This is a genomic window from Roseixanthobacter psychrophilus, from assembly GCF_043195195.1.
In the GTDB taxonomy this organism is placed as follows: domain Bacteria; phylum Pseudomonadota; class Alphaproteobacteria; order Rhizobiales; family Xanthobacteraceae; genus NCEH01.
Genome location: NZ_JBAFWT010000072.1, coordinates 1 through 12,252, shown reverse-complemented (window position 1 = coordinate 12,252; position 12,252 = coordinate 1). Strand labels below are relative to the sequence as shown.

Below are 12,252 nucleotides of genomic sequence, written 5' to 3'. Positions count from 1 at the left end.
CGGCCTCGGACGCGGCCTCGTCGAGGCCGGCGAGCAACGGCATCACCTGCGCATGGAAGCGTCGTCCCTCTTCCGTCAGGCTGACCTCGCGCGGGTTGCGGTCGAACAGCCGCACGCCGACCCGGGCCTCCAGCCGCGCGACGGCCCGGCTCACCCCGGAAGGCGTCAGGCCCAGCATTTCGGCGGCGCGGGCGAAATTGCCCGCCTCGGTGACCGCGGCCATGACGCCCACTCCGGTCAGCAGCCGCGTGTCGAACACCATGCCCCGCGCGCTCCGCCTCATGCATTGCAGTGATTTTTAATCAACATAACACTGATAGTAATGCGCGTGAATCATCTCAGGGTGCGGCGTACATCTCGATCACGGAACGGGGCGGCGGAATGGTGCCGCCCCACATCGAAATTCCCTCGATTCGGAAAAGAGTTGGCCATGAAAATCATGGCAGCGTCTCCTGGGCCGGCCTGCTCAACTGCTATTTCTGGATCGACCCGGTGAAGCACGTCACCGGCGCGCTCTTCACCCAGATCCTGCCCTTCTACGACGAGCGGGTGGTCGCCCTGTACGGCGCCTTCGAGCGCGAACTCTATGCCGGCCTGACCTGAGCCGCGCAATCCTCAACTCCACCGGAGAACCACCATGTATGCCATCACCGGAATCACCGGCAAGGTCGGCGGCGCGCTGGCGCGCAGCCTGCTCGCCGATCATCTGTCCGTTCGGGCCGTGCTGCGCGATGAGGCTAAGGCGGCCGAGTGGCGCGCCAGAGGCTGCGACGTCGCCATCGCCGACATGGACGATGCGGCAAGCCTTGCCGCCGCCTTCAGGGACGCCGAGGGCGTCTTCATCCTGCCGCCGTCGGAATTCGACCCGGAGCCCGGATTTCCCGAAGCCCGCCGCGTCATCGACGCCGTGACGGAGGCGCTCGGCGAGGCCCGCCCGGCCAAGGTCGTGTGCCTGTCCACCATCGGCGCCGACGCGCCCCATGAAAACCTGCTGACCCAGCGCACGCTGCTGGAGGAGGCGGTGGGCGCACTCGGCCTGCCGGTCACCTTCCTGCGGCCCGGCTGGTTCATGGAGAATGTGCAATGGGACGTCCCCGCCGCGCGCGATGAGGGCGTGCTGCGCAGCTTCCTGCAGCCCGCCGACAAGCCGTTCCCCATGATCGCGACGCAGGATGTCGGCCGCACCGCCGCCCGCCTGCTGCGCGAGGACTGGAGCGGAACGCGTGTCGTCGAGCTGGAAGGCCCCGCCCGCGTCTCGCCGAATGACATAGCGAGCGCCTTCGCCGCCGCGCTGGGACACCCAGTGTCGGTCGAGATCGTGCCGCGCGAGACTTGGGAGGGCCTCTTCCGCGCCCAGGGCACCCGCAACCCGCAGCCCAGAATCCGCATGATCGACGGCTTCAATGAAGGCTGGATCGACTTTGCCGATCAGGGCCGGGCGGCGCGGAAGGGGTCCATCACGATTGAAAGAGTCATCGCCGGGCTGGTGCAGGCCAGTAGCGGTAAGGCCGATGCGTGAGCTCCGGCTCCGCAGGCATCAATAGGAGAAGATCATGGAGACCATCACCACTCAGGGCGTCGCGATCCCCCGTCTCGGTTTCGGCACATTCCGCATGCCGGGCACCGACGCCCAACCCGTGGTCGAGAGCGCGCTCGCGCTCGGCTACCGGCACATCGACACGGCGGCGATGTACGAGAACGAGGCCGCCGTCGGCGCCGCCATCGCGACTTCCGGCGTTGCTCGGGACGAACTGTTCGTCACCACCAAGGTCTGGCACGACCAGCTCGCACCGGAGGCGTTGCATCGGACCTTCGACGCCAGCCTGCGCAAGCTCGGCCTCGATCATGTGGATCTCTACATGATCCACTGGCCCGCGCGGGACATGGACATGGCGGCGACGCTGGAAGCACTGATGTCGCTGCGCGAACGTGGCCTGACGCGGGCGATCGGCGTGTGCAACTTCAACCTGCCGATGCTTCGCCGCGCCCTGGAAGAGATCGGCGCGCCGATCGCGAGCGTGCAGCTGGAATATCACCCCTTCCTGTCGCAGGCGCCGATGCTGGCCTATCTGAGGGAGAAGGGCATTCCGCTGACCGCCTATGCCCCGCTCGCGCAAGGGCGGGCGGCCAACGATCCGACGCTTGCCGCGCTCGGCGCCAAGCATGGCTGCAGCGCCGCGCAAATGGCCATCGCCTGGCTGCTGGACCAGCCGGGCGTTGCGGTGATCCCGAAAGCTGCCCGTCCCGAAAGCCAGCGGGCCAATCTCGATGCGCTCGCTGTCCGGCTCGACGAAGAGGATCGCGCCGCCATCGCCGCGCTCCCGAAGGACCAGCGCTTCGTGCGCCCGCCGTTCGCGCCGGATTGGGACGCGACGGCGTAGGCAATATGGACCGAGAGCGCCAAGAGCGGAAATTCGCTGCTCTCCCCATTAGGACATTCATCACGGGCTATCCGACCGGCAATGCTGGCCCGTCGCCATCAAATTTCCAGCTGTTCAGACAGCACAAGCGCATCGTCCACCTGGATGCCGAGCGAACTGTGCTTTCCAGCTTTCCGTGTCCGAGAAGCAACTGGCAGGCTCAGATTTCCCGTCTTCTTGTAGATCAGCACCGCCTTCGTACGTCGAAGACTATGAGTTCCGTAGGCCGTTTCGAGGTTAATCATACGCACCCACTTATCGACCAGTGGCGCGTACTGACGCGTACTGATGTGGCGAGCTGGCGCGCTTCAACTCGTAACTAGCCAGTCGTCGGGGCGACCTCGATAACGGAAATTCACTCCGGCCGGACACACGGATACTCTCACTGGTAGCTTTCTCAGAACCTCAAAGTAAAGCTGCCCTTGAGCATGTTGTTGGTTTCGGTCTCGGCGAGTTGTCCGGCATAGAAGACGGAGAGCGAGGCATTGGCGGAAACCGCCATATCGAGCCCGGCTTCGATCAGGGCCGCGTCGCTGGCGATGGGCGCACCGGAAACCGCAAAAGGCAGGCCGCCCGGAGCGAAGGCAAACAGCGTTTCGGGCGTCGTGTTGAAGGCGTGCTGCCAGGCCAGGGTGCCCTGGAAGACGGTGGGGATGGGGCCGAGGGGGAGGCGCATGCTCATGCGGGCGCCCAGGGTGGAATAGGTCACCCCTTCGCTGCCGCCATCGGAGGTCAGCGCCGCAGGACCGCCGGTTTCGGTGAAATCGCTGAGGTTCACGTTGACATAAGCGAGGCCCGCGAACGGCTCGACATCCAATTGGGCGAAGGAGAGCCCATAGCCCACCTCGCCGAACACCTGTCCCGTGCGCGCCGAGGTGTCGGCGGTGAGCGCATCGAAGAATCCGGGGAAGACGACGCTTCGGCTGGCGTTGATGTCCGCCCAGCTATAGGCGCCGCCAAAACGCGCGCCCAAGGACCCGAAGGTCGTCCCGCCATAGATCGCCACATGGGCATTGTCGCTGGAGAAAGACGAGGAGCGGGCCTCTACCTGGTAAATGGAGGAGGAGTAGCCCGCCGCGAAGCCGAGCCGCCCGTCGCCCATGCTTCCCGAGAAGGTGCGGTCATAGCCGACGATGACGCCCGCCGTGTCGCCAGAAATGGTGGCGGCATTCCCGTTGCCGTCGATCCGACCCCAGGCGCCGAAGCCCTGGGCCCAGAAGGCATTGGGTGTGCCCGGCACATCGAACACGTCGGCGCCGGCCGAGCCCTTCATGGCGTAAGCCAGCGGCGCGCTTGAAGGGGCCACCACGGGCATTCGAGCGCGGTCCAGGACTGCCCGGCGCAGGATCAGGCTCTCCTGCTGCAGCACCGACATGGCCGAGGGATAGACCTCGCCGCCAAGCGCGTTGAACGCCTGCCGGGCTCCTGCGACGCTCGTCTGCGACACCACCCCGTTATAGAGCGCATTGCCCTGGCGCAGCGCCTCCACCGCAGCGGCGGTGGCCATCTGATTGGTCGTCACCGCCACGCTGGGGAACGGAACCTCGTTGCGCACCACGTTCAGATAGACGTCGGCGGCCTCATAGCTGAGGGCGAGGTCGATGAAGGGGAGATCCTGGGTCAGCGTGCCGAAGGTGCCTGAGACCCCGTCCTGGGCGGTGAGGATGGTGTAGCGGGTGCCCGGCAGATAGCTACCCGGCTCCTTGGTGACGGAGACCATGGCCTCGTTCAGCGTCGCCGTCCCGATGACCGTGAGGAGGTCGGACTGGCCGGCGGAATTAATCTCCAGCGCATAGGTGGAGCCGGCGGCGAAGGTGAGCGGCCCGTTCACCGTAAGCGTGCCGATGGAATTACCCGGCGCGATGGTGCCGCCCGCCGCCACCGTGGTCGCACCCACGGTTCCGTTGCCCTTCAGCATGCCGCCGGAGCGCACGTTCACGCTGCCGCCCAGGATGCCGTTCACCGAAAGCGTGCCGTCCACGGTGACGGAGCCGGCGAAGGCGGAGCTGTCGCCGGCGAGGCTGATGAGCCCGCCGCCGGTATAGGTCAGGGAGCCGGTCCCGCTGAGCGGGCCCGAGGTCGTCGCGTTGCCCGAGGCGAGGCCGAAGGTGACATCGCCTGACAGCACCAGGGCGTTCGCGATGTTCACGCCATCGGCGAGGCCAAGAATGGTCCCGCCGAAAAGTGAGATGGCCCCGGCTCCCGCCGCCCCCGAGCTGGCCAGCTCCAGCGTGCCCGCCGAAACCGTCGTTCCTCCCGTATAGAGGTTGGTCCCGGTGAGGGTTTGGCTCCCGCCCGCGAGCACCAGGGCGCCGCTGCCGGAAATGACGCCGGAGAAGCTGCCGGAGGCGTTGGTCAAGGTGAGGGCCTGCCCACCTAGCGCCACGCTCCCCATGCCGCTGAGGCTCTGGATCGACGCGCCCGCGTTGGTGCCCGAAATGTCGAGCGCCCCGTTCGCCACGACACCGCTCGATGCGGCGATGCTGCCCGCCCCGGAGAGCGCAAGCGTGCCGGTGGCGATGGTGGTGGCTCCGCTATAGGTGCTGACGCCGGAAAGGGTCTGCGTGCCCCCTTGCACGGTCAGGCCGCCGCTGCCGGAGATGGCGCCGGCGAACGTCCCGGATGCCTGGGTCAGGGTCAGCGTCTGCCCGCCCAGGGCCACCGCGCCGGTCCCCGACAAAGCCTGGATGGAGGCCCCGGCGGTGGTGTCGGAAATGTCGAACGTACCGCTCACCGCGACGCCGCTCGATGCGGCGATGCTGCCCGCCCCGGTCAACGCCAGCGTGCCGCTGGAGACGGTGGTGGCGCCCGTATACGTATTCACCCCGCCGAGGAGGAGCGTGCCAGCCCCTGTCTTGATCAGCGCTCCCGCACCAGAGATCAGCCCGGACCAAGTGAGGGCGGTGCCGCCTGCCGTGTCGAAGGTGCCGTTGCCGGGGATGGGGTCGCCGGTCGAGGTGACGGTGGGCGCGTTGAGGGTGACGTTCCGCACGCTGGTGAAGCTCGCCGCGGTGGCGAGCGTGCCGCCGTTGAAGGTCAGCGCGCCGGAGGCGGCGCCGAGATTGGCGTCGGAGGTGACCTGCACCGTGCTGTCGTAGAGCGTCGTGCCGCCTTGATAGGTGTTGCTGCCCGAGAGCACCAGCGTTCCCGAGCCGAGGATCAGCCCGCCCGCGCCGGAGATTGTGCCGGCAAGGGTGAGCGCGGTGTCGTCGCCCACATTGATCATGCCGGTGGAAGCGAGCACGACGCTGCGGGCGCTGGTGAAGCTCTCCGTGGTCTCCAACTCGCCGCCGGCAAAGGTCAGGGAGCCGGAGGCGGCGCCGAGAGCGGCGTCGGAGGCGATCTCCAACGTCCCCGCCTGGATGACCGTGCCGCCCTGGTAGGTGTTGGCCCCCGAGAGCACGATGGTGCCCGCACCGATCTTGGTGAGCGCCCCCGTACCTGTGATCGGCGCGGAAACGGTGGCGGTGGTGTCCTCGCCCTCCGCCCACAGCCGCCCGCCGGCGCCGAGGTCGAGCACGCCTGCCATCCCCGCCTGCACCTGGTAATTCGCAGTTAGGAACTCCAGCGTGCCGAATGTCTGTGTCCCGTCCACATAGACGATGCCTGCCGGGCCGTCGAACACGCCGGTCTGGCCCGCCCAGACAGCATAGCCCCCGTTCACCCCCAGCCAGGGATTGCCAGAGGTCCAGTTGCCGCCGCCGCCGCGCGTCGTGCCGTTCCCGGTCCAGTATTGCACGCTGGTGTCCAGCGTGGTCGCCACCACGTCCAGCGCGGTGGCCTGGGCGTCGATCTGAAAGCTGTAGCCGGAGGGCGTTTGCCCCAGGACGAGGCCATTATCGGTCAGCGTGCCGCCGGAGGTGAAGACCCGGTAGACGCCGGCCCCGTAGCCCGGCGCGCTTTCCAGGTTAAGGGTGCCGTTCACCGTGGCATTGCCGGTAACGGTGAAGATGCTTGCGGCGGGAACCGGCGACAGCAGGTTGATGCTGGCGATCGCTCCCGGGTCCATCATCAGGGAACCCATGCTGAGGCCGCCGATGTTGGAGCCCTGCGTGGTCCAGCCGAGGGTGCCGCCGGAGGCCACGCTCACCGTGCCGCCGATGGCGCCGCCCGCTCCCTCCAGCGTCGCCCCCGACGCCACCGCGACATCTCCGCCGAGCCGGCCTGCCGTCGTCCCGCCGCGATTGCTGACATAGAGGATGCCGGTCTCGATCTGGGTGGTGCCGAGAAAGCCGCTGCTGTTGCCCGTCAGGGTGAAGGCTTCCGCCCCCTGCTTGATCAATGTCCCGCTACCCGAGAGGGCACCCGCGAACTCAAGGAAGCTGTTCTGCTGAACCACCGTCAGGGTCTTGGTTCCGAGCGCCACTGTCCCGCTCGTGGAGGTGCCCGACAGATTGTTGACGGTCGCCCCGGACATGGTGCCGGAAATATCGAAGGTCCCGTCCACCACGACCCCCGACGAGACGGCGATGCTGCCTGATCCCGCCAACCCCAGCGTTCCCGCGGAGATGGTGGTCGCGCCCTGATAGGTATTGATGCCGGTAAGCTCAAGCCTGCCGCTGCCGGACTTGATGAGATTTCCGGAGCCCGAAAGGACACCGTTGTAAATAGAATTGAAGTCCTGATTGACCGTCAGCGTGGTGGTGCCGAGCGCGATATTGCCGCCGCTGCTTCCCCCGCCCGCCAGTCCGCCAATGGTTGCGCTGAAGCCGTTGACATCAAGGGTCGCGTCGGCCGCGTCCGCAAGGCTCACGGCTGAAAATTCAAGTGCGTTGGCACCGCCGAGCCGCACCGTCCCCTCGGCGATCGTCGTCGTTCCGGAGAAGGTGTTGCTCCCCGCCAGCGTCAGCATGCCGGACCCGGTCTTCCTGAGGCCGCCGGTTCCGGAAAAGACGCCTGAATACGTCGCGCTGGTGGTCTGGTTGACCGTCAGTATCTCGGCGCCGAGGGAGGTGATGTTACCGCCATTGCTGCCACCGCCGCTCAGCGTGCCCACGGATTGACTGAAGCCGTTCAGATCGAAGACGGCGCCGCCGGCGTCGGCCAGAGTGAGGGCAGAGGTGGCGGAAATCACATCGGCCGCCCCGGCGCGTAGCGTGCCCCCATCGATCGTCGTGGTGCCGGTGTAGGTGTTAGCGCCGGAAAGGACGAGGGTTCCGGCACCGTCTTTGCTTAAGTCGCCGGACCCGAGAGAGATGACGCCCGCGACAACGGTATTGCCCGCGCCTCCCACCGTCAGGTCCAAATTGCTGGAGGAGATGGCGCTTGCATTGGACAGAACCAGAATGTCGGCGTCCGTATTAATCCTTGTGGCCGAGCCCAAAGTGATGGCGCCGCCATAGATATTGTTTCCAGAAATGCTCCGCAGGGCACCGCCGCTGGAAATGCCGGTGCCGTTCAGGGTCAGCGCCTCGGCGCCGACCACGATGCCCCCCAGGATTTCCAGGGCCGCACCGGCGGTGACCGATGTTCCCGCGGCGGCGGTGCCGAGGGCCGCCGCATTGACGATAAGGAGGGCACCGGCACTGACGGTTGTGCTGCCGGTATAGGTATTGGCACCGATCAATGTCAGGGTTGCGGTGCCGGCCTTCGTCAGCGAGCCGCTGCCCGAAATCTCGCCCGCATAGATGTCTGCCGTCGTCTGATTCACGGTCAGCGCTGCGCCGCCGAGCGCGATGTTACCGCCACTGCTGCCGCCACCGCTGAGCGAACCGATCGACTGATTGAAGGTGTCCAGATCGAAGACGACGCCGCTGGTATTGCTCAGAACCACGGCGGACCCGGAGGCGATCACATCGGCCGCCCCGGCCCGCAGGGTTCCCCCGTTGATCGTCGTGGCGCCGGTATAGGTGTTGGCACCCGACAGGATCAGAACCCCGGAACCGGTCTTGGTCAGCGTGCCCGTGCCGCTGCCGATGGCGCCGGAGATCGTCGTGTTGCCGCTGCCACCAACCGTCAGGCCGAAGGCGCCGGTGATGCTGTTCGACAGCGTCAGCGTTCCCGCAGCGCTGGCAATGAGCGTGTCGGAGCCGAGCGTGATGGCACCGCCATAGGTGTTGGCCGCGGAGACGTTGCGCAGGGCACCGGTGCCGGCAATACCCATGCCGTTCAGGGTCAGCGCCTCGGCGCCGACGGTGATGCCGCCTTGGATTTCCAGTGCCGCACCTGAGGTGACGGATGTTCCTCCGGCGGCGGTGCCGAGGGCCGTCGCGTCACGGATATTGAGTGTGCCGGCGCTGATCGTCGTGGCGCCGGTGTAGGTGTTCGCGCCGGAAAGGACGAGGGTGCCGGCGCCGTCCTTGCTCAAGCCGCCGGACCCGAGAGCGATGACGCCCGAGACAACGGTATTGCCAGCGCCTCCCACCGTCAGGCCCAAATTGCTGGAGGAGATGGCGCTTGGATTGGAGAGAACCAGAGTGTCGGCGTCGGTATTGATCCTCGCTGCCGAACCGAGCGTGATGGCACCGCCATAGGTGTTGTCCCCGGAGACGTTTCGCAGGGCACCGCCGCTGGAAATGCCGGTGCCGTTCAGGGTCAGCGCCTCGGCGCCGACCACGATGCCGCCCTGGATTTCCAGCGCCGCACCGGAGGTGACCGATGTTCCTGCGGCGACGGTGCCGAGGGCCGTCGCGTTGCGGATATTGAGGACGCCGGCGCTGACGCTTGTGTTGCCGGTATAGGTACTGGTTCCGGTCAATGCCAGGGTTGCGGTGCCGGCCTTCGTCAGCGAGCCGCTCCCCGAAATCTCGCCCGCATAGATATCCGCCGTCGTCTGGTTCACGGTCAGCGCTGCGCCGCCGAGCGTGATGTTGCCGCCACTGCTGCCGCCCCCGCTGAGCGAACCGATCGATTGGTTGAAGTTGTTCAGATCGAAGATGACACCGCTGGTGTTGCCGAGGACCAAGGCGGAACTGGCCGCGATCACGTCGGTCGCCCCGGCCCGCAAGGTTCCCCCGTTGATCGTCGTGGTGCCGGTGTAGGTGTTGGCACCGGAGAGGATGGTCACTCCAGGTCCGTTCTGGTTGACGCCGCCGGAACCGGCGATGACGGTCGAGAACGTGTAGCTGCCGTCCGACTGGTTGAAATTGATGGTGCCGTTATTCGTCACACTCGAGAGGCCGGTGATCGTGCCCGCGCTTGCGCCCCCTGCAAACAGCACTCCCCAGATTGAAGGTGCCGCTGGGATTGATCGTGAACGTCGCGCCGCTCCCGAAATCCAAAGCGCCGTTCAAATTTAATACACCCGCACCGCCCGTGCCGCCGGCGCCGCCGGTGCCATTGCCGCCGTTCGCTCCGCCGAGGATGAGCTGACCATTCGCTCCGATTGTAACAGCAGCGCTGCTGCTCACCGTGAGACCGCCCGCGCCACCACTGCCGCCGGCCCGGCCTCCATAGTAATTGCCACCGCCACCGCCACCGCTGCCGCCGACCAGCAGCGTCTCTGTCACCATGAGGTGGCCGCCATTGAGAACAGAAACGGTGCCGTCGCCCCCAGTACCACCAGAAATGGTGTCGCTGGCGCCACCACCCGCCCCACCGATCAGCAAGGACCGGCTGACAGTCAGCTGAGCGCCATTGATGGTCAGTTCGCCGCCTGTCCCGGCACCACCCCCGTTTTCGCGACTGGCACCTCCGCCTCCGCCGCCAATCCCAACGAAGTCGTAAGTCAGTGGAGAGCTGATTGTCCTCTGGCCGCTGGCCTCTGTCGTAGTCGCACCATTGGTTCCGTCGGCCCCGTTGCCGGCGTTCCCGCCGTAGGGGTCGTAGGCGCCGCCGCCGCCACCGCCGTTACGTCCTCCATTACCGGCACCTCCGTTGGCGGTGCCGCCATTGGCGCCGATGCCGCCGCCGCCGCCGCCACCATAATAATAGCCGCTGCCGCCACCGCCGCCGACATTCCCATCTCCGCCGGCGGGGGCATCGCCGCTCCCCGCCCCGCCAGCTGCGCTGCTGGGGCTGCCGCTCCCGCCAGCGCCACCGACATCTCCAGATCCCCCCACACCGCCGCCGATGCCGCCGCCGCCACCGCCGCGATCGCCGCCACCGCCACCGCCGATGCCGCCGTCGCCGCCCGCCCCGTGTTGACTATCCGTACCGCCTTGGCCCCCTGAGCCGACCAGGAGGTTGTCGGCCCAGGCTGCCTCCGTCGCGGCAGCCAGCGCCAGGGCCGACACGCCCGCAAGCGCCAATTGGCGCAGCACGGCGCCTTGCTTCGATCCGAACATGCTCATTCTGCAAGGCCCCCAACCCGGCAAAGTATCTGCAGCTCAAAAGGTCGTCTTTTGCTTCGGCCCGCCCCAATAGGGTTCACGGCCGCACAATGGCGTCATCAAGAGGCTCCCGCCGCCCGACAGCCCCGCCAAACGCTCTGTTGTGTGACGATCTTTCCCAGCCCAACGTCCTCCGACGCACTGCCTCTGCGCCGGAATCACAGTTGTGCAAAATAGCCGCGAAGCTTTCGCCTCTCCTATCCTCTAAACAGAGGGGGCGTTGTCCGGGCCGAGCCGGTCATCCACGGCTGTTCAGCCACAGGCTCATCAGCTCGGCACGGCTGCGGACGCCGAATTTGCGGAAGATGGCCGTCACATGCTGATGAACCGTAGAGGCGGCGATGCCCTTCTGGCGGGCGATCTCCTTTTCCGGCGCCTTGGTAAGCAGCAATTGCAGCACCTCGCGCTCGGTGGAGGTCAAGGGTGTGGACGCCATAAGCAGGCCGCAGCTCAACAGCAGCGACCGATGAAACCACTTGATGCCGCGCAAGGCTCCGGCAAGCAGCGCGATCTCCTCGTCTGTGAAGGTCCTGGCCGAGTAGAAGCCGAAATGGGACTCGCAGTCGTCGTTGAACGGAAAGGCGACAAAGACAGCGTCATGGGTGCCCACCGAGCCGTAGTGGCGTGCGTAGAACGCCGTGTCGAACCATTCGGGCGGCAGCTCCCGGCGGAAGGAATAGGTCCGGAACGTGCCGACGGCCCGCATCGGCAGCAGAAAGGAAGGGTCGATCTCGCGGCGGTCCCAGACCTGGAGGATTTCCTTGAAATGCCCTTCCTCGGGAAGCGGCTCGACGGCGCGCAGCGCTCGAACCGCGGCGACCCGCCAGCCCTGAAGCGGATCCTCGGTCTTTCCCGCATCGAAGCGTATCGCGCCGGCCCAGGTTGCATTCCACGCCCCGACGCGCGCGCAAAGCCGCTCCATCAGATGCGCCGCCGCGCGGTCGGGCTGGCCAGCCTGGAAATCGGAGAGCTCATCCCACAGGCGATATATGTGTTCGCAATGCATGGATTACTCTCTTACCCGCACGCATGCCAGGCGATCAATTGCGATACGCGGCGCGAGCTTGAAAGCAGGTCGATAATTCTTCGATCTGGCGGAGTAGAGAGACTTTTTTTGCTACCTATCACGGCAGCATTTTAGCCAGGCGTGCTCTCTGTCCGACCTGCGCCAAGTGCGGAAGTTGGAGGTCGAGCAGAAACCACATTCCGAAAGGCTATGTTGTTTGTAAAGTTGCGCATTTTGGGGCAGCGCCGTCTTTCAAGTGATTCGTAGAACACGGTCACAAGCACTGCCACGATTGCGCAACACCCTACATGTAGCGGCGGCGCGTTGGTCAAATTCCCCACCAAAGATGAGGACGAAGTTCGGCCTGTAAAAACTGTAGAGCCGTCAGTCGTATACCCTGGAATTGTCAGTTATAATCCGCTGCGGCTCTTCCCATTGAGAATTTGTCTGCAGCATTTGCGCGCCATGATCAAGTTACATCCAATTCCACTATGCCCATCCAGAACATGGAGTTCGCGCCCACATCCACATCGTACTTGCGCGCAAAGGTCAGCTT

The 12,252-nt window shown here is 66.0% G+C and carries 7 protein-coding genes and 1 pseudogene; 3 read left to right on the top strand and 5 right to left on the bottom strand.

Features of this window, described 5'->3' with window-relative positions; genetic code table 11:
• A partial coding sequence (locus tag V5F77_RS27300; protein ID WP_429008224.1) for a LysR family transcriptional regulator occupies positions 1-262 on the bottom strand: 262 nt, incomplete at its 3' end.
• 119 nt (positions 263-381) lie between these two features.
• On the opposite strand from V5F77_RS27300, the gene V5F77_RS27295 reads away from it, so the two are divergent.
• The 3 genes from V5F77_RS27295 to V5F77_RS27285 are packed head-to-tail and all read left to right on the top strand — an operon-like array spanning position 382 to position 2,381.
• A complete protein-coding gene (locus V5F77_RS27295) occupies positions 382-603 on the top strand; it encodes a hypothetical protein (protein WP_429008223.1) in 222 nt (73 codons plus the stop codon).
• Positions 604-637: 34 nt separating this feature from the next.
• A complete protein-coding gene (locus V5F77_RS27290) occupies positions 638-1,519 on the top strand; it encodes an NmrA family NAD(P)-binding protein (protein ID WP_429008222.1) in 882 nt (293 codons plus the stop codon).
• 34 nt (positions 1,520-1,553) lie between these two features.
• Entirely contained in the window at positions 1,554-2,381 is an 828-nt protein-coding gene (locus V5F77_RS27285; protein WP_429008221.1) for an aldo/keto reductase, read from the top strand.
• A gap of 98 nt (positions 2,382-2,479) precedes the next feature.
• Here V5F77_RS27285 and V5F77_RS27280 read toward each other — a convergent pair.
• The 4 genes and pseudogenes from V5F77_RS27280 to V5F77_RS27265 form a co-directional block, all read right to left on the bottom strand.
• Positions 2,480-2,713: pseudogene (locus V5F77_RS27280) on the bottom strand (integrase); the annotation flags it as partial.
• Between the two features lie 104 nt (positions 2,714-2,817).
• On the bottom strand, positions 2,818-9,528 hold the full coding sequence (locus V5F77_RS27275) for an autotransporter-associated beta strand repeat-containing protein (RefSeq protein ID WP_429008220.1): 6,711 nt from the start codon (positions 9,526-9,528) through the stop codon (positions 2,818-2,820).
• Positions 9,518-10,651, bottom strand: a complete 1,134-nt coding sequence (locus tag V5F77_RS27270; protein WP_429008219.1) for a hypothetical protein — start codon at positions 10,649-10,651, stop codon at positions 9,518-9,520. Before V5F77_RS27270 ends, V5F77_RS27275 begins: the two co-directional genes overlap by 11 nt.
• A gap of 277 nt (positions 10,652-10,928) precedes the next feature.
• Positions 10,929-11,696, bottom strand: a complete 768-nt coding sequence (locus V5F77_RS27265; RefSeq protein ID WP_429008218.1) for a helix-turn-helix transcriptional regulator — start codon at positions 11,694-11,696, stop codon at positions 10,929-10,931.
• Positions 11,697-12,252 lie beyond the last annotated feature (556 nt).

Bases quoted from the DNA above. Each gene is read 5' to 3' on its own strand.
- V5F77_RS27295 (WP_429008223.1), top strand. From the start codon at position 382: ATGGTGCCGCCCCACATCGAAATTCCCTCGATTCGGAAAAGAGTTGGC.
- V5F77_RS27290 (WP_429008222.1), top strand. From the start codon at position 638: ATGTATGCCATCACCGGAATCACCGGCAAGGTCGGCGGCGCGCTGGCG.
- V5F77_RS27285 (WP_429008221.1), top strand. From the start codon at position 1,554: ATGGAGACCATCACCACTCAGGGCGTCGCGATCCCCCGTCTCGGTTTC.
- V5F77_RS27270 (WP_429008219.1), bottom strand. From the start codon at position 10,651: ATGAGCATGTTCGGATCGAAGCAAGGCGCCGTGCTGCGCCAATTGGCG.
- V5F77_RS27265 (WP_429008218.1), bottom strand. From the start codon at position 11,696: ATGCATTGCGAACACATATATCGCCTGTGGGATGAGCTCTCCGATTTC.